The 22791-nt window shown below is 45.6% G+C and carries 25 protein-coding genes; 3 read left to right on the top strand and 22 right to left on the bottom strand.

Features of this window, described 5'->3' with window-relative positions:
- Window positions 1–16: 16 nt before the first annotated feature.
- The 4 genes from BN6539_RS17870 to BN6539_RS17855 all read right to left on the bottom strand — a co-directional run bounded on the left by BN6539_RS17870 (window position 17) and on the right by BN6539_RS17855 (window position 2146).
- Entirely contained in the window at window positions 17–208 is a 192-nt protein-coding gene (locus BN6539_RS17870; protein ID WP_242869433.1) for a hypothetical protein, read from the bottom strand.
- Between the two features lie 26 nt (window positions 209–234).
- A complete protein-coding gene (locus BN6539_RS17865; RefSeq protein ID WP_067541505.1) occupies window positions 235–441 on the bottom strand; it encodes a DUF6440 family protein in 207 nt (68 codons plus the stop codon).
- Window positions 442–738: 297 nt separating this feature from the next.
- A complete protein-coding gene (locus BN6539_RS17860; RefSeq protein WP_067541503.1) occupies window positions 739–1800 on the bottom strand; it encodes a HigA family addiction module antitoxin in 1062 nt (353 codons plus the stop codon).
- Window positions 1793–2146, bottom strand: a complete 354-nt coding sequence (locus BN6539_RS17855) for a type II toxin-antitoxin system RelE/ParE family toxin (RefSeq protein WP_067541501.1) — start codon at window positions 2144–2146, stop codon at window positions 1793–1795. Before BN6539_RS17855 ends, BN6539_RS17860 begins: the two co-directional genes overlap by 8 nt.
- 148 nt (window positions 2147–2294) lie before the next feature.
- On the opposite strand from BN6539_RS17855, the gene BN6539_RS17850 reads away from it, so the two are divergent.
- Window positions 2295–2882, top strand: a complete 588-nt coding sequence (locus BN6539_RS17850; RefSeq protein ID WP_067541499.1) for a nucleotidyltransferase family protein — start codon at window positions 2295–2297, stop codon at window positions 2880–2882.
- Here BN6539_RS17850 and BN6539_RS17845 read toward each other — a convergent pair.
- The 17 genes from BN6539_RS17845 to BN6539_RS17765 all read right to left on the bottom strand — a co-directional run bounded on the left by BN6539_RS17845 (window position 2879) and on the right by BN6539_RS17765 (window position 19788).
- Window positions 2879–3664 (bottom strand): ABC transporter ATP-binding protein, encoded by a 786-nt coding sequence (locus tag BN6539_RS17845; protein ID WP_067541497.1) that lies wholly within the window; start codon window positions 3662–3664, stop codon window positions 2879–2881. The two genes, BN6539_RS17850 and BN6539_RS17845, sit on opposite strands and share 4 nt — an antisense overlap.
- A complete protein-coding gene (locus tag BN6539_RS17840; RefSeq protein WP_067541495.1) occupies window positions 3649–4650 on the bottom strand; it encodes a FecCD family ABC transporter permease in 1002 nt (333 codons plus the stop codon). Before BN6539_RS17840 ends, BN6539_RS17845 begins: the two co-directional genes overlap by 16 nt.
- Window positions 4647–5693 carry an ABC transporter substrate-binding protein gene (locus BN6539_RS17835; RefSeq protein ID WP_242869432.1) on the bottom strand — a complete coding sequence of 349 codons (1047 nt, stop codon included), beginning with the start codon at window positions 5691–5693 and terminating at the stop codon, window positions 4647–4649. The genes BN6539_RS17840 and BN6539_RS17835 overlap by 4 nt, the downstream gene beginning before the upstream one ends.
- Window positions 5674–8025 carry a xanthine dehydrogenase family protein molybdopterin-binding subunit gene (locus tag BN6539_RS17830; RefSeq protein WP_067541491.1) on the bottom strand — a complete coding sequence of 784 codons (2352 nt, stop codon included), beginning with the start codon at window positions 8023–8025 and terminating at the stop codon, window positions 5674–5676. The genes BN6539_RS17835 and BN6539_RS17830 overlap by 20 nt, the downstream gene beginning before the upstream one ends.
- A gap of 26 nt (window positions 8026–8051) precedes the next feature.
- Window positions 8052–8399 (bottom strand): RidA family protein, encoded by a 348-nt coding sequence (locus BN6539_RS17825; RefSeq protein ID WP_067541489.1) that lies wholly within the window; start codon window positions 8397–8399, stop codon window positions 8052–8054.
- 2 nt (window positions 8400–8401) lie between these two features.
- Window positions 8402–8881: a (2Fe-2S)-binding protein gene (locus BN6539_RS17820; protein ID WP_067541487.1), complete on the bottom strand. Its 480-nt coding sequence runs from the start codon at window positions 8879–8881 to the stop codon at window positions 8402–8404.
- Window position 8882: 1 nt separating this feature from the next.
- Complete coding sequence (locus BN6539_RS17815) at window positions 8883–9737, bottom strand: FAD binding domain-containing protein (RefSeq protein WP_067541486.1); 855 nt, start codon at window positions 9735–9737, stop codon at window positions 8883–8885.
- A gap of 27 nt (window positions 9738–9764) precedes the next feature.
- The gene (locus BN6539_RS17810; RefSeq protein ID WP_067541484.1) at window positions 9765–11159 is read right to left on the bottom strand and encodes a YfcC family protein; all 1395 of its coding nucleotides are present in this window, start codon (window positions 11157–11159) and stop codon (window positions 9765–9767) included.
- 60 nt (window positions 11160–11219) lie between these two features.
- Complete coding sequence (locus tag BN6539_RS17805; protein ID WP_067541482.1) at window positions 11220–12743, bottom strand: CoA-acylating methylmalonate-semialdehyde dehydrogenase; 1524 nt, start codon at window positions 12741–12743, stop codon at window positions 11220–11222.
- Between the two features lie 186 nt (window positions 12744–12929).
- The gene (locus BN6539_RS17800) at window positions 12930–13709 is read right to left on the bottom strand and encodes an IclR family transcriptional regulator (protein WP_187375534.1); all 780 of its coding nucleotides are present in this window, start codon (window positions 13707–13709) and stop codon (window positions 12930–12932) included.
- 668 nt (window positions 13710–14377) lie between these two features.
- Window positions 14378–15214 carry a 2-amino-4-hydroxy-6-hydroxymethyldihydropteridine diphosphokinase gene (gene folK / locus BN6539_RS17795; RefSeq protein ID WP_067541478.1) on the bottom strand — a complete coding sequence of 279 codons (837 nt, stop codon included), beginning with the start codon at window positions 15212–15214 and terminating at the stop codon, window positions 14378–14380.
- Window positions 15201–16013, bottom strand: coding sequence for a dihydropteroate synthase (folP, locus tag BN6539_RS17790; RefSeq protein ID WP_067541476.1), 813 nt, complete (start codon window positions 16011–16013; stop codon window positions 15201–15203). Before folP ends, folK begins: the two co-directional genes overlap by 14 nt.
- Before the next feature lie 3 nt (window positions 16014–16016).
- The gene (locus BN6539_RS17785; protein ID WP_317869875.1) at window positions 16017–16502 is read right to left on the bottom strand and encodes an HD domain-containing protein; all 486 of its coding nucleotides are present in this window, start codon (window positions 16500–16502) and stop codon (window positions 16017–16019) included.
- Window positions 16499–17059 carry a GTP cyclohydrolase I FolE gene (gene folE, locus BN6539_RS17780; protein ID WP_067541472.1) on the bottom strand — a complete coding sequence of 187 codons (561 nt, stop codon included), beginning with the start codon at window positions 17057–17059 and terminating at the stop codon, window positions 16499–16501. Before folE ends, BN6539_RS17785 begins: the two co-directional genes overlap by 4 nt.
- A 193-nt stretch (window positions 17060–17252) precedes the next feature.
- Window positions 17253–18605: a DUF2812 domain-containing protein gene (locus BN6539_RS17775; RefSeq protein WP_067541470.1), complete on the bottom strand. Its 1353-nt coding sequence runs from the start codon at window positions 18603–18605 to the stop codon at window positions 17253–17255.
- Window positions 18602–18925 carry a PadR family transcriptional regulator gene (locus tag BN6539_RS17770; protein ID WP_067541468.1) on the bottom strand — a complete coding sequence of 108 codons (324 nt, stop codon included), beginning with the start codon at window positions 18923–18925 and terminating at the stop codon, window positions 18602–18604. The genes BN6539_RS17775 and BN6539_RS17770 overlap by 4 nt, the downstream gene beginning before the upstream one ends.
- A 518-nt stretch (window positions 18926–19443) precedes the next feature.
- Window positions 19444–19788, bottom strand: coding sequence for a hypothetical protein (locus BN6539_RS17765; protein ID WP_067541466.1), 345 nt, complete (start codon window positions 19786–19788; stop codon window positions 19444–19446).
- 252 nt (window positions 19789–20040) lie between these two features.
- Here BN6539_RS17765 and BN6539_RS17760 point away from each other — a divergent pair, with 252 nt between their 5' ends.
- Together BN6539_RS17760 and BN6539_RS17755 are read left to right on the top strand one after the other, a co-directional pair.
- Window positions 20041–21111: a branched-chain amino acid aminotransferase gene (locus tag BN6539_RS17760; RefSeq protein WP_067541464.1), complete on the top strand. Its 1071-nt coding sequence runs from the start codon at window positions 20041–20043 to the stop codon at window positions 21109–21111.
- A 402-nt stretch (window positions 21112–21513) separates the two neighbouring features.
- Window positions 21514–22311 carry an ATP-binding protein gene (locus BN6539_RS17755; RefSeq protein ID WP_242869431.1) on the top strand — a complete coding sequence of 266 codons (798 nt, stop codon included), beginning with the start codon at window positions 21514–21516 and terminating at the stop codon, window positions 22309–22311.
- Between the two features lie 256 nt (window positions 22312–22567).
- Here the strand turns inward: BN6539_RS17755 and BN6539_RS22480 are convergent, their stop codons facing one another.
- Window positions 22568–22711, bottom strand: coding sequence for a hypothetical protein (locus tag BN6539_RS22480; RefSeq protein ID WP_156524188.1), 144 nt, complete (start codon window positions 22709–22711; stop codon window positions 22568–22570).
- Between the last annotated feature and the right edge of the window lie 80 nt (window positions 22712–22791).

The raw sequence follows: 22791 nt of genomic DNA, 5'->3' as shown, positions 1-22791 counted from the left end.
TTTCTATTACTATTTACTATTTTTTCTTTATTTGAGATACCCTGACCGTACTGTAAGCGCACACTGCAACACTGACCAACATGACGATGCCGGTTATCCGCACGATCCAGTCTGAAAGAGGAATTATGAGCATATGAAATCCCACGATCAGCAAGGTGATTACTAGTATGATCAAAGTCATGATCTGTACTTTTTGAATTTGTCTCATCGTTACGCCTTCTTTCTTAAAACATCTTACTCATCTTTAAAGGCGCAGATATCTCTGCTGCTGACGACCGGCTTGCCCTGCCGATCAAGCAGCGGCGTCAATCCGGCTCCATAACCAGTATTGACCATCAGATAGTTCACACCTGTCTCTTTATCTACAATGACTTCAAAGGACTTTGCCAGCCCGTTGGAATACGTCTCTCTGATTTCAAAGCGATTGTCTTTTTTGCTCATTCTGATCCTCCTATCATAAATAAAAAAGTCCTCTGCATATATCATGCAAAGGACGAAAAATTCCGCGGTACCACCTTTGTTCCGCAAAGTGTAAAACACCTTGCGACGCTCATTAAAAAAGCCAGACTCCAAAGCAACCTTCGGCGGATACTGTTTCTCTAAGGTCTCTCAGCCTGCGGACCTTATTCTCTGTAAAGGGTTTTCTCGCTTACTCCTCTTCTTCAACGTCTAAATATTAACCTATTATGCTATTTTACCAAAAAAACGATTTTTTGCAAGTCATTATTGCAAATATCATTAAATTGCTGTCAGATACGGGATTTCCACCCCATCATTTTGAAGACGGAAAGTCACGATATCAGGATGAATACGCAGAGATTCCGCAAATGCATCTACAGATTTTCTATCAAAACTATGACTCTCCAAAAATATACGATAATCATCTCTAGGTATTAAAAAATCTTTAGAGAAATCTTCTGCTTTTATTTTGACCGCTTGTACTTTTTTGTCACCATAAATAGCCATTCCCGTAGCGATTGTCAACGTAAGACGACGTTCCATAATATATCCGATTCCATTAAAAAAATCAGTCCAGAACTTTCCAGTATTTGTTAAATTATCTCTCATCGCAAAGAGAACCTTGTCAGGGCTGAGCCATTTGACTACTGTTTCAACCGGACAATGATCCAAAGTTGGCAATAATACAAAAGCAATTCCATGTGCAGAAAGTAAATCTTTCATCTGATTCCATTTTTCTCTGGAGTCACTCATAGCCATATCTCGTAAGGCTGTCAGTTTCTTTTTCAAACCCTTGTAATCAAAAATCTCTGTATTTGCTTTTTTGGCAAAGTTCATTGCGGTTTGGATCCACGCATTTGCATGAAGGATCTGAGATTCTGATACTGGTGCTGAATCGGATATTTTCAGTAAAAAGTTTCTATCATACATCGTGTTGAGATCTGTTACGCCAAAGTATCTCTGTAACTCATCGATCTGCATGCAGACCTCATTAGAAACTGCCACAACACCCAGCCTTACCCAATAATTATAGTCTAATTGGCTCACCGTTTTGAACTGCATTTTCTGAGATATCCTCTTCTCAATTTCAATTTTCTTTTTTAAATAATCCTGATTTAAATTAAGCCACATGGTGACAGATGTGTCAAAGACGATGGAAAGCTTCATGGCCATCTCCCTCGTCAGGTCAATCTTTCCATTAATCAATTTGCTCACCGTCTTAGCGGAGGTTCCCAGCCTTTTACTTAACTCATCTTGAGACATTCCCTCCCCCTCTAGGATATCTTTTATTACATACCCTGGATGGAATGCAATGATGTTGTCATGCTCCAGTTTATTCATAATGGTTTGATACCTCCCAAATCAGAACAATCTCTGTCATACGATAAATATAATTTTTATCATTAGAGTTCCACTCTTTTCCATTGCTGTCAAGTGGAATCACGATCAGTCTGTAACCAGATCTCCTCCCTGCAATGTCTAATGCAAATTTCCCATCCATATTTCCTTGTAAACGATGTAGTCTATATGCTGACAAGCCAGATAGGTCATATAGAGTTTCCGCACTTTGCAGTATACCGACCAAAGCATGCAATTTTTCTGCTACTTTGACATTCAACTCCTTTTTTGCGTAATTAAAATCTGTGCAAAGTTTATATGTCTTTTTATCCCTATATACTATTTCCATTTTTCTTACCTATTCGGTAATATTTTTATATATTATATCATATTGTCTTGATCTCTACAATAGAAAAGCTGTAAAGTAAATAATGCGAATTCCGTTTTACATGTTCCCTTTTTATTGTATACTGTAAGGATGAGGGGAGGAAATACCAATGACTTGTAAGAAAGAATTATCTGCCGTCATCTTAGCATCTGGACGCGGCCGTCGTTTTGGAGAAAATAAACTGCTTTACCCGATTGATGGTATCGCCATGGTGGAACGATTGTTTATCACCATACCAACGGACCTATTCAAAGAGGTCATCGTCGTCTCTATCTATGACGAAATTTTGACTATGAGTGAAAAACACGGTTATCTCCCAGTGCATAACGACGATACCAGCGGTGATATCGCAAAAACAATCATATTGGGCATCAATGCAATAGATCGTTATAGCGACGGCTGCATGTTCTTCACCTCCGATCAGCCCTGGCTCACTTCATCAACCGTCGAGAGATTGATCGGGCAATTTTACAATGAGCCCGAAAAGATACACATCCCTGTATGCCAGGGACAGAGTGGAAATCCGGTTATCTTTCCAAAGCGGTTTTTCGCAGATTTATGCTCACTGCCACCCTACTATGGCGGCAAACATCTTGTAAAAAAATACCCAGAGGCAGTTTCTTATCTGACCGTCACAAACGCACTGGAATTGAAAGACGTGGACATAAAAGAGGATTTACCGCCTGTTTCCACCTAAAGTGAACGACGATAGCCCAAAAATAATTCCCCCTCATTTTCATAAACCTCTATGCCTGAAAACACCTGCCTGAGACTTTTCTCAACAGTATCGGCGGAGGATACCCCTTTTTCAATCTCGGCACAGATCTTCCCACCCTTTAACAGGTAGACCTTATCACAATAAGCAAGTGCCAGCTGTGGATCGTGCAGCACCAGCAGAGCGCCCAGCTTTTCTTCATCTGCAAGCCTGCGCAAAACCTGCATCATATGATAGCGGTTATTCACATCTAAAGAACTGTCCGGTTCATCAAAGAGCAGCAGGGGTGCGCCTTGCACAATACATCTGGCAATCATCACCATCTGTTTTTCTCCTTCGCTCAGATACATATAGTTTGCTTCCGCCAAATGCGAGATGTGCAAGTAGTCTAATGCCTCATAGGCACGACAAACATGTGCCTTAGTCGGCGTCTGTCCAAACTTTAAGTTTGGGTTTGCCCCCATGAGAACGATGTCTAATACGGCAGTGTCAAAATACACGCCAAATCGCTGTGGCAAATATGCTGTCAATCTGGCCCGTTCTTTCGCTGAAAGATCCTGTATATTTTTCCCTGATAACAGGACACCTCCCTTTTCTGCGGTCTCCATCCCACAGATGATTCGCAACAGTGTTGACTTGCCTGATCCGTTCTCCCCCAGCAGCGCACATAGATTTCCTTCTTTCACTTCCAAATTTATGCCATTCAGAACATTTCTTTTACCATAAGCAAATGTGAGGCTGCCAACTTCTAGTAAAATCGCCAATCCCTCCTTTTTATCATCAATATGACTAAAAACGGCGCTCCGATCAGGGATGTTAAGATACTGATCGGTATCTCTATATCCGAGAACCCCCTTGCAGCACAGTCGGCTAAAACCATCAGAATTCCGCCTAGAATGCAAGATAAAGCAGCAGTCTGCAAATTACTCCTCTGCGTGATCATCCTCGCAGCATGGGGTGCGACCAAACCGATGAAGGTAATCAGGCCTGTAACGGAAACAATGGCAGAAACGATGACTGTCGTGGCGACCAGTACAATACCTCGAATCATCTTCACTCTGACGCCTAAAGCAGAAGCTTCTTCATTGGACAGTCCCAAGATGGTAATCTGATATCTCACCAAGAACAATGCCACCATGCCTGGTAAGAAGAACGGCAGCACCCAGAGCACTTTTGAGGCTGTAATGGCAGAAAGCCCGCCCATAGACCAGTATTCCAGCGGTGCCAGTTCACTGTTTGGATCTGCCAGCAGTTTCAAAATCATAATCACGGCTTCTGCCATGGCACTGACGACAATTCCTGACAAGACAATGGTTGCCAGTGAATTTCTGTGGCCGTTTTTTGCAAACAGCATGACGAGCAGAACGGCAAGAATGCCGCCGAAGAACGCATAAATGGGCACAAGCACGGAACCTGCACCCATGACGACAATCCCCAAAGCGGCCCCGGCATTGGCACCGCTTGCCACACCGATGATGTCTGGAGAAGCCAGAATATTTTTAAATAAAAGCTGATAGATATAGCCGGCCAGACTCAGACCTGCGCCGGCGAGAACTGCCATCAAAGTGCGTGGCAGCCGCAGTGTCATAAACACAGCATAGGTCATCTGCTCGACCTCCTGCCCCCTAAGAATTCTTACGATATCCTGCAGGGAAATTGGATATTTTCCAACTGATAGCGAGACGCCCACAAGAAAAGCCAATAACATGAGGAAAGTGCAGATGAGCCGATTTACTTTTTTTCTATTCATGATACGGTAAGAAGCTCCTTGTCTACTGTAAATCCATAAAATCGGTCATAAAAGTCCGATACATCTTCTTGAAATTCTTCTAAGCTGTACGCTTCGGGATGCAGCGCGGCTAATAGCCACAGTTTTCCCAAAATTCCAGATGGAACCGGAGCGTCCCAGGCTTCAAAATCAGAAGGCATCGTGAGAACATGATTTTCTTTCACTGCCTTTAGGTTAGCCAGTTCCGGTACTGACCGCAAGTCCTCTGCTGTGTAGCTTGCTTCGGCTGCGATGATGATATAATCCGGATTCCAGTTCAAAAGCTGTTCATAAGAAATGCCTGCCCAGCTATCCCCTTCGATTGCTTCAGCAACATTCCTTCCGCCTGCACTTTTAATCAGAGTATTTTGGTACATACCGCCGGGACAAGTACGCAGCATATCGCTGTTGCCAGCCAGATAAATCGATGGCGTATCTGCATTTTTTATAGACGCAGCCAGTTTTTCGTTTGTCTCCTCGTAACATTCTAGCAACGCTTCGCTCTTTTCTTCTTCCCCTACTGCACTGCCCATCAGGCGAATTGCCTCCTGCAAAAGCGCATCACTCTCCGGGTTAATCAGCAAGACCGAAATTCCCAACTCTTCAAGGGCTTTGGCTGGCTCCTGTAGTTTCTTTGGCAAAATGACCAAATCAGGTTTTAGAGCGATACATGCCTCTAAATTAAAATCCTTTGCGAATCCCATGTTAGGCAGATCAATGATTTCTGGCGCCGCCAGTGCATAAATGTTTCGTTCCTCTGCTTTCGCTTCAATGCCCACAAGACGATTCTGGCAACCTAAAGCAAGCAGCAGCGAGGTCGAGATATAATATCCGCTTGCAATCCTCTGCGGACGTTCAGAAATGGTCACATCACGGCTTGCCTGATCAGTCACAGTAATGCGTTCCCATTCCGTACTCTTCACATCCGTCCCCTCTCCGCCAGGATTGCTGCATGCAGAGACACCCAGCAGCAAAACAAATACCATAAGCAAAGCGGCGATTTGCTTAACAAGTTTCTCTTTCACTTCCATCTTCCTTCCTTTGTTTCCCTTCAAGGGGCTTCCTCAACGCTGCCATTACGCGCACTGGTGTAAGTGGAATACTGTTGACGAAGACTCCCGTAGCATCAAAGAGCGCATTCCTAATTGCCGGTGCGATACCTACGATAGGCGGTTCGCCAATTCCCTTTGCACCATAAGGACCCAGTTCATTGGGATGTTCCACGATAATGGTCTCCAGCTTTGGCAGATCAAGGGCAGTTGGTATTAAAAAATCGTGATAAGTGTGATTTTTCATTTTACCATTTTCCATGAAATGTTCTTCCATGATACCCCAGCCAATTCCTTGCGCCATACCGCCTTCCATCTGCCCTTCTACGGTGCTCGGGTTGATCGCCTTGCCGACATCACAAGCGAGTATGCATTGCAATACCGTCAAATCTCCAGTTTCTGTATCTACCTCCAGTTCTACGCCGCAGGCGCCAAAGGTGAACGCGTGCATCTGATCATGGGTATTATCAGACTTTGGATAAACTCTCGGTGGAAACCAGGAGCCAATCGCTGACAGCGGAACTTGTGCCTTATATGCGCTGCTGATAACTTCTCCCAAAGTCATCGCTGTCTCCGACTTACCCTTTACAAAGACCAGGTTATCTGCCATGTCAACAGATGCGGTGCCAACTCGAAAAATTTCTTCAGCGGCGTGTCTGATAAAACGTTCTTTTAGTGTTTTACATCCTGCCAGGACTGCGTTTCCCATCAAAGTCGTCGTTCTGGATGAAACCGTCGCTCCCGCCTCAAGTGAAGAAGATGAATCAGAATAATCCACATGAATCTTGTCAGGAGAAACACACAATGCTTCTCCTGCAATCTGTTTCATGGCAACCAGCAGGCCCTGTCCCAGTTCATTGGAGGATAGACCGATATTCACAGATCCGTCCCGCTGTGCCTGCACAATACAGTGTGCACCGTCAGGAGAACTGCCGGTTCCAATTCCATACATAAAACAGGCTACACCTTTCCCTCGTTTCTTTGAACCATGTCCCTGATTGCTTTTCTCATTCCACTTCAGTGCATCCTTTACTTTCAAGAGACATTCTTCCAGACCGACTCCCCGTTCCTCCAGCATGACCTGACCCGTGTGAATTGCATCTCCACCACGTACGATATTTTTGAGGCGCAGCTCGATGGGATCCATGCCCAGCTCATGAGCCAACATGTCCATTTGACACTCTATGGCAAAATGTGCCTGCGGCGCCCCGAGGCCTCTAAACGCACAGCCGTAGGGGTGGTTGGTGTAAACTGAATGAGCAGAAACACGAGACGCCGAAATCTTGTAAGGGCCGCCTGCATATAGTAAAGTTCGATCGGGAATCGCATCTACAGACTGATAAGCTCCCTTGTCGATGATATTAAAAACATCTATGGCGAGGATTCGCCCCGTCTTATCTGATGCAAGTCTGTGATGGAGAAAGGCTGCATGTCTTTTCCCCGTAGCGCGGAAGACTTCCTCTCTCGTCTCTTCATAATAGACAGGCTTTCTCGTTTTCAGAGCCAGCACGCCTGCAATGGCAGAAACGTCAAAAGTGGAGTCCTCTTTTCCGCCAAATGCACCGCCGACAATGGTGCTGATTACACGGATTTTGCTCTGCGGCAGTCCCAGGACGCCGCAAAGGGCTTTTTTTGCCCCCTGGACGTTATGCTGCGGACTGTAGATGGTGATTCCCCCCTGGACGAGGTCGGGTTCTGCGATGCAGACGTCAGGTTCAAGATAAGCATGATCCACCATAGGTGTTTCAAAATAATTGTCGAGAACCACATCCGCCTTTGCAAAAACCTCTTCAATATTACCATGATCTATTCCTGCGCTATAGGAGATATTGCTGTCGCCAGAGAATGGATGCTCTTCGTGAATCAGCCCTGCTTCCCGCTCAAAGACCTCTCTCGGATCATCGTAAACAGGCAGGGGTTCATATTCCACTTTGATCAGAGAGACTGCTTCTTCTGCTGTCTTTAAGTCCCGGGCTGCCAAAATTGCTACGGCATCGCCTTCATAGATCACTTTCTCTTCGGCTAAAACTGGTTTGTCATGCTCATCCAGCCCATATCCGTTGCTGCTTTCCGTCGGCAGGTCCTTGGCAGTCATGACAATCTCGACCCCCTCCACAGCCTCAGCTTCGGAGGTGTCTATGGACAAGATCTTTGCATGCCCATAAGGCGGGAATAAGGCTTTCGCATACAGCAAATCCGTCCGGTGAACGGCAAGGTCAGCGGTAAACTTTGCATCCCCAGTTACTTTTGCTGCAGCATCAGGTTTGATTATTCGCTGTCCAATCAGGCTCTCATGTGCTTTCATCATATCATTTACTCCCCAAAACTTCCTACTTATTCTCTCATCACGGCAGTGACCACCATTTCCACCAATCGGTCTTCTAATGCCATATCTGCCTGAACAGTCGCCCGCGCCGGTTCTTTGCCTTCTACTATCCAGGCTTCCCAAACCTCGTTCATATTGTCGAAGTCTCTTAGTACGTCTTTCAAAAAAATCTGGACGCGTAAAATATGTTCCTTGTCCGAATTGTATTTTGCCAGGGTCTCATCGACGATATTTAAAACACCTTGTGTCTGCTCCTTTATATTTTTTCCTTCACTTGTTCTTCCCGTCAAATACAACACTCCGTTATGTTCTGTCACTAAAGACAGGCGTCCATCGCCTTCGTAATACTTGATCATATCTATAGTCCTTTCTTTTCCTGCATCCGCTTAGATGCCAGCTGAATCGCTTCGACAATTTTTTGATATCCCGTACACCTGCATAAATTTCCAGAAATAGCAATGCGGATTTCTTCTTCTGTTGGACTGGGAATCTCCTTCAGCAGTGCGTATGCGGTAAGTACCATACCGGGAATGCAGAATCCGCATTGTACCGCATTGACGTCCACAAAGGCCTGTTGTACAGGGTGCAATTGGTCTATCGTTCCCAAACCTTCTATGGTCGTCACACTTTTGCCTTCTACCATCCCCGTCAGCATCGTGCAGGAACGCACTGCCACATCATCAACTAAAACGGTACAGGCTCCGCAGTCGCCCGTACCGCAGCCCCGCTTCGTACCGGTTAATTTAAAGCGGCTGCGTATGGTATCTGTAAGAATTTCATCGCCTTCTGCTTCACAGCATACAGGCTTTCCATTTAGATTAAATGATACCTTTGCCATCTCAAAACCTCTCTTTCTCTGCATCCGCAATTGCACGAGAAAATGCCTGTGCAACGATAGCCTTTGTCACGGATTCCTTATATTCTTTAAAGTAAGAGTCTCTGAGGCCTGCTTCTGCGGGGAAGTTTTGTTTCAGATATTGATAAGCCTCACTCTTTTCCATCCCCTTTATCGCTTCCTCCAGGCTTGCCGCACGCACGATTTTTGCATTTAACGCACCTAGAGAGATTGCTGCCTCTGTAAGAATATTCTTTTCCAAATGGACGCGGACACCTGCAAGAATCTTTCCGATATCCTGTGCTTTGCGGCGCGCAGCTTTACAATATCCAGTACCTTCTCCCTGACGGATTGCAGGGAAGCGAATCTCACGGATGATCTCATCAGCTTGTTTTATCGTGCGATTTCTGCCCAAGTAAAAATCCTTCAGTGACACCGTTCGTTCCCCTTTGCTGTTCACCAATACAACGTCTGCACCCAAAGTCATCAACATGGTAGCACAATCCGCTGCCGGTGCTGCCGTCCCGACGTTTCCCGCCGGCGTTGCTACTGCCCGAACACTGGGACTACCCAAATGAGCGATAGCGTTCATCAGTCCTGTAACATTTTGGCAAATCGGATCATGAGACATTTCCCGATAAGTCACATTTCCACCCAGAGCAATGTACCCCTCATCCTCACGAATGTATCGCAATTCCGGCAGATTTCCAATGTAAACGATGACTGACGGTGCGATCTTCTTTTGACTGAGGCTGATGACGATATCACTGCCGCCATTGACAATAACGGCCTTTTCTTTAAACGCATTGAGAATCCCAAGCGCTTCTTGCAAACTGTCTGGCCTAAAAAAGTCTGTCATGGACCGACCTCCTTTCACAATGTCAGTTTAGAATGGTCCGTACTCGGTTACCTGCGCAATGATGATAAAAATGAGGCCCACTGCAAATTGAATACCTATGAGAGGCAAAACCCACTTCGCCCATTTTTCCCAAGGAATCTTGGCTAAGGCAAGGCCTGCCATCAAGAATCCGGAAACCGGTGTCAATACGTTGGAGAGACCATTACCGATGGACAACGCCATAATCGATGTTTGTCTCGTTACTTCTACCAGGTCAGCTAACGGCGCCATCAAAGGCATGGTCAAAGCAGCTTGTCCAGAACCAGATACGACAATTAAGTTCAGTAGATTTTGGAAAATAAACATACCAATTGCGGAAAAGATCGGTGGCAAAACGCCTAATACTGACGCTGCACCATGTAAAATCACATGCAGGATGTTTCCATCGGTCAATACGACGACGATCGCCTTAGAAAATCCGACGATCAAAGCTCCCGTGGCAAGATCGGTCATACCCTTTCCCAGCACCTCAGCGAAGGTATTAAACCGCATCCTTCCGATGATGGCGCAGATGATAGATGTTCCGAGGAATAACGCACTGATTTCGTCCATGTACCATCCCAGTTTAATGACGCCGTAAACCAGCAACACAATCATCAGGAGGAATACGACTAAAATTGCCTTTTCACGACCGCCGAACTTGGGCAGGTGATCCAAATCTAAGGAATCATCCCTATGCTTATCGAGTTCATACATCGGCGAAAGCTGTGGATTCTTTTTCACTTTTCTGGCATAACGCATAATCCACAGGGAGGTTACGACTAGTAATGCAGTAAACAGTGCAATTCTCAGCCCCATGCCCGAAAGCGGCGGCAGTTCTGCGATTCCCTGGGCAACCTGCAGACAGAACGGATTCATAAACTCGCCTGCCCAGCCGATGGCGCCGCCGACCATGACGATTGCCATACCGACCATGGAATCGTACCCCATAGCAAGACACAATGCGACGAAAAGAGGAACCAGCGGCACAGCTTCTTCACACATGCCAAAGATTGCTCCGCCAATGCCGAATAAAAATAGTACGATTGGAATGATAATCAAGTCTTTCCCATTGAGAGATTTTGCTAATTTACCGATACCTGCTTCCAGCGCTCCTGTTGACTGAATTACGGCCATTGCACCACCTACGATGAAGAGGAAAAATACGATCTGCGCGCTCTCCTGCAGCCCCCTTGTGATGGAAGTCAGCATCTGCATGGCAGATACAGGTGTCTGTTCGATGTTGTGATAAGAATCCGGATCGACGACGGATCTTCCATCCAGATCCATCATTTCGTAAGTTCCAGCCGGAATAATGTAGGATAAGATGCTGCAAACCAGTATGATTCCAAAGAGTATGATGAATACATTCGGTACTGCAAATTTTTTCTTTTTCTTTTCCATTTCTCTTGCTCCTTTCTCAATTACATCCATAAACCAAATAATGCTTTAAATAACTAATCGCTAAATTCTCTCAACAGTTCCTTCCCACGTATCAAATTCTTCTGTCCTTTTTTTCGCAGTTTCGTCATACCAATGTCTTGTCACCGTCTTTGCCCGAGTGTAAAAACGAATCCCGTCCTTGCCTAATACATGTAAGTCTCCAAAGAATGAATCTTTGTTCCCTGAGAATGGAAAATAAGCAGAAGGAACAGGTATACCGACATTGATGCCCACCATGCCGCCGTCAGTCCGAATCTCGAATTCCCTGGCATAATAACCACTCTGTGTAAAGATCACAGACCCATTCGCATATGGATTTGCATTCATCAGAGTAATTCCTTCTTCGAAATCTCTAACCCTTTTGATCAGTGTCACCGGTCCAAAAATTTCCCTCTCGCCGATATCCATACCAGGCTTTACGTGGTCGAAAATCGTCGGACCTACATAGAATCCCTTTTCATATCCCTCAACTACGACGTTACGACCGTCAAGCACTAATTCAGCGCCTTCATCGACTCCTTTTTGAATCCAATTGCAGATTTTAGTTTTATGTTCCTCGGATACAACGGGACCTAAATCTGTCTCTGCATCATAGGCACAGCCGACCTTCATCTCCAATGCTTTCTTCTTTAATAATGCTGTAAACTGATCAGCGATGCTATCCTGTACAACGATAACCGGCAGTGCCATGCATCTCATCCCTGCACAGCCATATGTAGAGTTGATGATCGCACTCACTGTGCTTTCCAACTCCGCGTCCTCTAAGACCAACGCGTGGTTTTTTGCCTCACACTGCGCCTGAACACGCTTGCCATTTTCCGCTGCCATGGAATAAATCTGCTTACCGACATGGGTCGTTCCAACAAAGGTAACTGCTTTTACCCTCGAATCTGTCAGTAAGATGTCCGCCTCCTTTCTGCTGCAGGTTACCAAATTTACAACGCCTTTGGGAAAACCTCCTTTCTCATAGAATAGTTCTAAAATCCGTATTGCCGTAAGCGGTGTCGCACTGGACGCCTTTAGCACGACGGTGTTTCCAGCAGCGATGGCTAAAGGCACCATCCAGCCCCATGGAATCATCGCCGGAAAGTTAAAGGGGACAATGCCAGCGACAACCCCCAGCGGCATGCGATAAGTCGACGTGTCAAAGCCGGTGGTTACTTGCAGCGATGCCTCACCCTGCATCAAGGTTGGCAAAGAGCACGCGTGTTCGGTCGGTTCAATTGCTTTTAAAACATCCCCTCTCGCTTCCGCTAAATTTTTTCCCAATTCTTTTGCACAGAGAAGTGTCAATTCTTCCAAATGTTCGAGGAGAATACTTCTCCATTTGAACATCATCTGTGTTCTTTGACTGAGAGAAAGAGCTGACCACTGGGGAAAAGCACTCTGTGCTGCTGCAATCGCTGATTCCACCTCGTCTTTTGTGCAGCATGGAACTTCGGCAATCACCTCACCCGTACTGGAATCGGTAACTGGCATATACATTTGCGTTTTCGATTCCAGCCACTCGCCGTTCACACAATACTTTTTTCTTTCGACATTCATTTTCACTTTCCTTTCATTTTTTAATAATTTTGAAATTTAATTTCATTTTAGTTTATTTTCTGAAAATTGTCAATATTAATTGGATTTCTTTTTCATTTTTTGCATTAAAAAAGCACTGATGTTAAATTGACTCTTTTAACATCAGTGCAAATAGTACACTGTTTCATTATAATATTTCTTAGCCGCTTATCTGTAGCAGCCCATCCTAAAGGAGATTTCCCCCGCAACTGCTCTCAGCTCTGGAAGAATACATTTCTGTATATGATCTAACGACATGTTCTCCACTTTCCCAAAAGAACTCAGCGCCGCAGCAATCTTTCCACTGTAATCATATATTGGCACCGACACACAGCGCAAGCCCGGTTCGCATTCCTGATCCTCTAATGCATATTTGTTCTTTCGTGTACGGTCGAGTTCTTTTAAAAGTCCTTCCTTCGTCGTAATGGTTCTTTCTGTCAATTGGGGCAGGCCTTTTTGACTGATCAACAAATCGATATCCTTCTCTGAATACTCGGTTAAAAACAGTTTTCCAGATGATACGGCATGTATCGGGGCTTGGAGTCCGATGCGCTGCAGTGGTACACCGTCACTGATGCTTTCAGGATCGTACACGCAATCTAAATATACACATTCCATTCCTCTTTCAATGACGAGACATACACCCAGTGAAAGCTTAACAGACAGTTCATTGACTAAATTCCCTGAAAGCGTTCTGATAGTCATGTGATTTCTAACAGATTTTCCATATTCACAAATACGCCAGGTCATCCCATAGCGGTTCGTCGCCGCGTCCTGATATACGAGTCCCTCTTCCATCAACGCACTCAGATAGCGAAATGCAGTTGCGGTGGGAACGCCGATACTGTCAGATATATCCTGTAATCTCATCGGTGTACGGCTTTGTGAAATACAAGACATCAATTGTATTAATTTAGATACGGTTTGATTCGATGTTTTTTTCTCCATAATGATTAAAACCTGCTTTTTTCTTTTATACAAATATTTCCACATTTCTTTGCTCGTATTTTAATATATCGTATTATGCCACTTCTGTCAATGCTGCCAAAGGATCATGTTTTGTTACAATAGCGTTAGGCTTTTTGGATGTGTCCAGGTATTCTCGCGTAACCTGATCACTTTTTGGAGCATCATCGGAGGGGGTATATCTGATTCCGGTTATTTTTTGTATGAATTTCTATGTCTCAAATACCGCCAGCAGTCCATAAAAGTAACCATTTGCAGCATATTTATAGATTCTGTAAGCAATCAAGTTTATTTTCCAAGTCAATGACTACTGATGCAGTCATGAAGTTACGCGAGTCTTTTGTAAACAGCCTCAAAAAACCTAACTTTATCGTACAAAACTCTCACTGCATACCCCCCTCCCCCATATACTGCCAAATTCACATCCGCATATTTCTTCACAAAAAAGTGATTGTCGTCACTCCGCTAGGGAACCCTAGGTTCCCTTCGGCGCCTGCTTTGCAGGCTGGGCACCCTCCTTAGGGCGGCGAGGCTATTCCCTCTGCGCGCCCCCACTTTTTTGCTTTATAGGGGATGATCAGAACGTAATTATCTGTGAATCAAAAAAGCCCGGAGGAGCAGATGCTTTTCCGAGCTGATCTATGATTTATTCACTTTTTCTGTTTTTGTTTCAAGTCCTCTGTCAGTTCTCTCACGGTCTTGCCCAGTCCCGGATGTCTCACCCACGGCGCGATCTGAGAAAGAGGTTCCAATACAAAATCCCGTAGGTGCATCTCGATATGGGGGATCGTCAGGTTCTCGCTGTCGTATACCAGATCGTCATACAGCAAAATATCCAGATCCAAGGTCCTCGGCCCCCAGCGCACTTCTCTCTTGCGATGCGCTTTCTCTTCAATCTCGTGAAGGACAGAAAGCAGTTCCTCCGGTGTCAGCAAAGTTCGCAGGCACAGGCATCCGTTGAGAAAATCATCCTGCTCCACGCCGCCATAAGGCGCTGTAATCAGATAATCAGAAACCTGCTCTACCCTGCAGCCGCGGAATTCACCGAGGCTCTCCACCGCCATATCCAGATAAGCCTTTTTGTCTCCAAGGTTGGAGCCAAGAGCGATATACGCCCTGTGCCAAAATCTCTCGATTTTTACCGACACTGTATCCAGTGGCAGTCCCACTGGTGCCCAGGGTTTTTTCAATTCTACTGATATGCCTTGGAGCAGCGGAAACGTAAGCAACACTTCTTCTGCGAGATGCTCTGCAGCCGCTTCGATCAGCTGATACGTATGCTCCTGCAGAAAGCTTGTCATGAACTGGCTGACCTCGCCATAATGTGTGGACAATGTCAGGTCGTCCTGCAGTCCTGCGGCTCTCGTGTCAACATACAGCACCGCAGAAACCAAAAACTTCTGTCCTAACTTGTTTTCTTCTGGATACACGCCGTGGTTGGCAAAGACCTGTAAATTTTCTATGTGGATTTCGTCATATTTTTTCATGTAAGATTGCCTCCGTCATTTTGATGGCACGGTAGTTTTCTTTGATATCGTGTACGCGGATAAAGGCCGCGCCTTTGATGACGCCCATGACTGTCGTAGCCACAGTGCCTTCTACCCTCTGGTCTGTCGGCAGATTAAGGGCGGCACCAATCACAGACTTTCTGGAAGTCGCCAGCAGTACCGGAAAACCGAGAGCACACAGTTCTTCCAGATGATTGATGACGGTTAAGTTATGTTCCTGGGTCTTTCCAAAGCCGACGCCCGGATCCAGGATGATCTTTTCGTCCTTGATACCGGCAAATTTTGCGATGCGAAGAGATTTCTTCATGTCCGCAAGCATGTCCGTCATGAAGTCGTCATAGTCTGTATTCGCCCGGTTGTGCATCAGGCAGCAAGGCACGTCGTACTCCGCGATCAGCTCTCCTACGCGGCTGTCATATTTCAGCCCCCAGATATCGTTGACCAGATCCGCACCAACTGCAAGGGCAGCCTCCACGACATCACTTTTATAACTGTCGATAGATACCGGAACATCAAAGTTTTCTTTGATCATTTTGATGTAGGGTACGACTCGTTCGATTTCTTCCTGTACACTGATCTTGATGTGGCCCGGTCTCGTAGATTCACCGCCGACGTCGATGATGTCCGCACCATCACGGATCATCTCTTCCACATGTTTCCTGGCGCGATCCAGGTCGTCCCATTTGCCGCCATCAGAAAAGGAATCCGGCGTTACATTGAGGATTCCCATAATATAGCAATGATTTTTGATATCAAAATCTCTGTTTCCTATTCTCATTTTTTAATCCTTTATCCTAGTATTTTTCTTTTCTCTGCTCCAGTTGCACTCATGCTCCGCTTTGCAGGCAAAACAATTTCGCGAATTTTTATCCGCCCTGTACAAAATGCCTGCAAGGTCATATCCCTTTGCCGCGTCAGCATCTCTATGGGCAGTGATTGCATCAGCGATGACTTTTATTTCATTCTCACAAAAACCGCAGTCCGTCAGGATCCCCTCTGCTAATGCAGCGCTGGCTTCTTCGTGAGGTATTCCCTTCTCATATTGCAGTCCCCGTCCGATGTCGTGGAGCAGAGCCGCTGCATAGATGATTTCTTTTGATAAGTCGAGGGACTGCTCCAGATTCTCGATGTAAGCTATACGGGCTACGTGGAGAAAGTGATCGAGATCGTGGCGGCAGAAAATCCTCTCTGACTCAAGTTCTTCGATCTGCTGCAGCGCGCCTTTCCAAAGGGGATGGCGGAGGATGCGGTTCACCCGTTCCATCATGCCCTCTGCCCCAGCATCTGAAAGAAACGGTTCTGCAGCTTTTCGTCGTCTTCAAAGGCGCCGCGTGTGACTACCGTTACAGTCTTTGCCCCCGGCTTCTTGATGCCGCGCATGGTCATGCACATGTGTTCTGCCTCGATAAGCACCATGACACCTTTTGGCCTCAGTTCCTCCATAAAGGCGTCGGCTACCTGTGCCGCCAGCCGCTCCTGTAATTGAAAACGCTTTGCGAAGACCTCCACCGTCCTGGCGATCTTTGATAATCCCACGACCTCTCCGTTGGGGATATACGCTACCGCAGCATGTCCATAAAAAGGAAGCATGTGATGTTCGCAGAAAGAATAAAAGGTAATATCCTTTTCTATGATCATGTCGCTGTCCTCTACATGAAACCGTTTGGCAAGATGCGCCGCTGCGCTGTCATGATAGCCGGCAGCCAGCTCCTCGTACATCTTGGCAATCCGGTCGGGCGTTTCGAGAAGCCCTTCTCTATTTATATCTTCGCCGATTCCTTCCAGAATCAGTCGCACACCTTCTTTAATCTTGTCTTTGTCCATTAATATGTTGGTAATCCTTTCGATAGATTGATGCGATGATTATACCATAAGGAATTATCAAAAACAATCACATATTTATTATTCTTAGTCCCCACGACCATCTCGCGGCAAAATGACATCTTATAGTATAATTCTATTATACTCATTTAATATCACCCGGTCAACATATTCCCGGGAGCCTGCACTCCCATGATCAATATGCTTTGAGCGCTTCGGCAGCTGCTTTAATTTCTTTTTCTGTCGGATCAAAGTAGAACTGTATTTCTGCGATGCGGTCTTTCCAGCAGACGATATAATCGGGATGCGACCGTGCTCCACGATACAGGTGGTAAACCTTTTTGGCCTGCCAGAGAGACGGATTCTTTTCTAATACATATCCAATGCCTGACGACATCTCCTGCCAGTCTTTCTGATTTTTGCGGAATATCGCGTCAAAACAGGCGCTATAGATTGCGGAGACTTTGATCTTCGTCAACGTGTAGCGGAGCTGCGGAGCGTCCTCGTCCCTATAGTCTCTAAGGCTGTCCTCCACTTCGATTCGATCGAGAAGGAAAGAATTGTCCCGGTCATAGCGAATCTCATAGTTTGTGCGGTCAACTTCTGTGAGATCACTGACCAACAATGGGACTTTTGTTTTGGCTTCCTTTTCGGTGAGCGAATGATCGTCTATGGTTAAGATGCCAACAAATACGACGCCGCCCAAGAATACGAAAGTCAACAGGGTAACCGCTGCAAAGGTTGCGAAGCGGTTGATTCCTTTCGGCACACCCTTGTGAACCAACGCGTTCCTGATCAAAAGACCTAAACAGATAACCGCAGGCACTATCGCAAAAGCCATTCCGCCGATGATGCCCAGCCTCGAGACAGCGATTGCATAGATCAAGAAAACTATGTTTGCCACGAGGAAAAAAAGCGCCAGTTTTCCAATCCACACTCCACACGGCTTGTCATAAAAACAGCCGTCTAAATTAGCCGCTTTCTTTGCTCTGTAATACCACAGGAAATACCCCAGGATCTGTGACACACATAGAATAGCTGCCAGGCTGCACGTGGAAATGGTCGAAATCATCATATTATTCGCCAGTTCTATCTCCGGCTCCGCAAAGACCATCTGCAAATTGCTGACGAGCTGAAAAATAGAGAGAAACAACAGCAGGAGAAAAGCTAAGAGTTGACTCTTCATCATCACCCGGTGAATATTGGTGACCTGGGTCACAGCGTCTGTCTCTATAGGTACAGGATCTTCCTCCTCGCTGTAAAAGGCTTGGAATTGTGCGGCATTTGCCGCCAGGTGCCATCCCGCCTTCTGGCAATAAGCCAGATATGCCTCCTGCCCAGCAGGCAGCACCGGATCAAATATCGAAGCTTCTTCGAAGTATGTGATAGCAAAGTGCAGTTTTGCCGGCGTGATCCTGCGATACTGCCAATAGAAACCTGTCAGTTTCGAAAGCATCCACCCCTGCTCTGCCATCTTCTCCAGATGCCGCTCCATTCCGCAGCGATCGAAGAATGCGAACCATTCGATTCGGCGTTTGGTGTCCTTCATTGCGGCTCCTCCTTCCCAAAGCATCTCTCATAATCGCACAGTTGGCTCCGAAGCCTTGCGCATTCTCTGTCCAATGCCGCCCTGCCTTTCTCGGTCAAAATGTAGCTCCGTCGCCTGCCCTCTTCTCTTGTGAGGCGAATCATCCCTGCAGAGACAAACTGCTCCAGCAGATTGTAAAGCGTGCCCGGTCCTACGTTGACACGTCCATCTGTCATCACAGATACTCGGTCCATAATATCCATGCCATAGCACTCTGACCGCAGGCACAGTAGGATATAGAACATCTGCTCCGTCAGCGTCTGAAACTTCTCTCTAGGCATTTAAATCCTCCAAATATCGAATATCGTTAATCTTACTTCTATTATACTATCGATATTCGATAAAGTCAATGAAAGTGCATCATGATAATATCTTGAATACGTGAAAAGCGGCGCTTTTGCCACTAATTTGCCCACACAGCGCCGGATCCATCTCCTACAGCAGCCGTTTTTGTTCTAGTATATGTAACAATTGGATGAATTTCCCAAAACAGACGTCAGATTCCACACATTCTATTCAAAACACATAATTATATTAAACATAATTATGCCATATTTTGAATTACAACATGCACGAAACGGCGCTTGCTCGCTTTTTTTCGGCATTTGCGCCGCTTTCTTCAGTATAATAGTCTTGCTTGCATATTTTTTTCAAATCTGCAAGTGAGTCAACAAGCTCCTTGCGCTTCACCATAATATAGTCGTTATCGCTGCCACTATAGAACCTTTTTTATGAGCCATACAACTCCTCACTTTCTTTGCATGAAAATTAAAAAATTCTCATACCGCTCTCTAATCTGTCAAAACAACTCGCCCGAATAGTATTCGAGCATGGCAATAAAGATGATTACCAGCGGTGGAAGCCAAGTACCATAAGAGAAAGCTCTGTCTCGCCTTTTAATGTTCTGAAGACCTGTTGCAATCAACAAAATCATTGCAATGACAGATAACACGGCACAGATGATGTTTCTGATTTTCGAATCAGTAATCTGATTGACAAAGTAGCGGATGAAGATAAAATAGCACAGCCCATAAATCAGCAGAAGCCACTGTAATTTACTCGCCTTTGATCGCCTACCCTCTGTAGCCTCCAGTTTTGGATCTCCATAAGGTAAAAAATCGTTAAATCCTCTCTGTTTCATCATGACATCCCCCTCTCTTGATAGAAAAGTAACTTCCTTTATATTCTTATTCTATCACCCTTAACGCATAATGCAATGATCCTTAACAAAAATTAAGAATTTTACGACAAATTCCGCCGCAAACTTTTGTTATCCAGGACAACATTTTTTATCCAAACTTGTTGACATAATACAACTTTAGAGTTAAGATAGAAGCAGAATTTTTGCTTTTTCATTTATCAAATTTGAATAAACGGAAGAAAAGAGGGACCAAATATGAACTATGAATTTCCTATCACCAAGACGACAAACCCAAAGCAGAAGCCAGATCCAAAGGGACTGCGCTTTGGAACAGAATTTACAGACCACATGTTCGTCATGGATTACAATCCAGAAGACGGCTGGAACAACGGACGCATCGTACCTTACGGACCGATCGAACTGGATCCTGCTGCAGTGGTGCTCCACTATGGTCAGGAGATGTTCGAAGGACTCAAGGCTTACAAGACGCCAGAAGGCCGCGTGCAGCTGTTCAGACCATATATGAACGCTCAGCGTACTAACAACACCAACGACAGACTCTGCATCCCGACTATCGACGAGGAACTCTTCGTCGCAGCGATCAAAGCACTGGTCAAACTGGACCAGGACTGGATCCCTGAAGGAGAAGGTACAGCCCTTTACATCAGACCATTCATCTTCGCTGACGAGCCTTTCCTGGGTGTCAGAAGATCTACTACATATAAATTCATGATCATCTTAAGCCCTGTAGGTCCGTATTTTGAGAGCGGACTGGCTCCAACCAAAATGTACGTCGAAGACGTCTATGTCAGAGCAGTCAAAGGCGGAACCGGCGAAGCCAAATGCGGCGGCAACTACGGCGCCAGCCTGAAGGCACAGGAAATCGCCCACGAAAAGGGCTACGAACAGATCCTCTGGTTAGACGGAATCGAAAAGAAATACATCGAGGAGATCGGCGCTGCCAACGCTTTCTTTGTCATCGGCGACGAAGTCGTCACCAGCGAACTCAACGGCTCCATTTTGCCGGGCATCACCAGAAATTCCATCATCGCCCTCTGCAAGAAAAAAGGCATCAAGGTTTCCGAGAGAAAAATTTCTATCGACGAGTTGGAAGAAGCCTACAGAGCAGGCCAGCTGAAAGAGATGTTCGCATCCGGAACAGCTGCCATCGTCTCCCCTGTGGGAGAACTACTCTACAAGGGCGAACGCATGATTATCAACGATAACCAGATCGGTCCTGTGGCGCAGGAAATGTACGATACCATCTACGGTATCCAGACTGGCAAAATCGAAGACTTCATGGATTGGACGGTAGCAGTAGAATAAACTATGGATAACACTTTATTTGATTTAAATAGACAGTTAAATGCCCTCTCCGTTTTTCGAAGCATACTCGAAACCGATGTGGTCTCGAGCCTTCAAAAACTTTTATATGCGATTGAAAAAAGCTCCTTAGATGAGCAACTCAGTCTCTACGGAGCTTTTTCAAGAGCATTATATGAGCGCGGCGGCAATTTAACGGAATTTGTAAAAACGTTTATCATAGAAGATGAAAACTTCTTTTTGATAAAGAGACTTAATAATGCCATAATAAGTCGATCTATTTACGAGTGTCTCGATGAGGAATTGCTTGTTTTGCAAAAACTAGCCAATATAACCACTCCTCAAATCAAAGACTTAATTAATTATGATGAATACCTTCCTCGTTGGGATACTCAGAAAATAGATTTGAAGAAGGAGTACGACGCAATGCTCTCCTCCCTTGCGACAAGAGGTTTTGGAATCTTTGCCAAGTACCGGGCATTCAAAGTCAACGATGGAAAGCTTCTGCCAGTAAAAAACGCTGACCAGCAAACCATCGATCAGCTATACGGTTACGCCAGAGAGCGAAACCAGGTATTAGAAAACACCCGCGCTTTGGCGGAAGGAAAACCCGCAAGCAATGTCCTCCTCTACGGAGATGCCGGTACGGGCAAATCCTCCACCATCAAAGCATGCGCAAACGCATTCTATGACCAGGGCGTGCGGCTCGTCGAGTTCGATAAATCGCAGCTATCCGACATTCCTGTTGTCATAGACCAATTATGTGATAACCCGCTGAAGTTCATCTTCTATATCGATGACCTCAGCTTTGGCCAAAATGACGACGCCTTCTGTTATCTCAAAGGCATCCTCGAAGGCAACGTGACCAGCTATTCCAAGAACATCGCGATTTACGCCACCAGCAACCGGCGACATCTGATCAAAGAGTCCATGGATGACAGGTTGGGCACAGACCTCCATCTCAACGATACCCTGCAGGAGACCATGAGCCTGTCAGCCAGATTCGGCCTGACCATCACCTTCTCCAAGCCAGAAAAAGACCTCTATCTGGAGATCGTCAAAAGCCTGGCGCAGGAATATGGTGTGGAGATGGAAGAAAACGAACTGCACCGCAAAGCAGAAGCCTTTGCAATCCGTTCAAACGGCAGAAGCCCGCGGACGGCCAAACAGTTCATACAGCTCGTTAGTATTGGTATCAAATAAATACTATAAAATAAACTCCTTAAATTATGAACGAAGAGCCTGGCCGAAAAAGCCAGGCTCTTTTACTTATAACATAGGAAATATCGTCCAAAGGACGTATTTCCGTATGTTTCATCGTTCGCTCCGCTCACTCCTCCAGTCGCTGACGCGCCTTTCGCTGTCCGTTTCGCCAGGCCAGCTAAAGCTGGGGCGAAACGGCAAAAAACGTACTTGGCGAATCAGCTTTGCAGCTTTTTGCTGACCGCAACCTGTCAATTCACAAAGCAGATCGTCCGTCAGTCTCTCCTGCAGATTCAGAACTGCTTTTGGCTACTTCTTCTTTCACCTTCCCGATTTCATAGATAATCAAGCTGGTGCAGGTTACGAGTAAGCCAACAAAAATACTTTGTCCCAAATTCATCTTACACCTGCCCTTTCTTCATCAATAGTAATTTTCTTATGTGATTCCATCTTATCATGTTGACTTGAGCATTACAATTC

Source organism: Emergencia timonensis (genome assembly GCF_900086585.1).
In the GTDB taxonomy this organism is placed as follows: domain Bacteria; phylum Bacillota; class Clostridia; order Peptostreptococcales; family Anaerovoracaceae; genus Senimuribacter; species Senimuribacter timonensis.
This window is presented reverse-complemented; position numbering and strand designations above follow the sequence as displayed.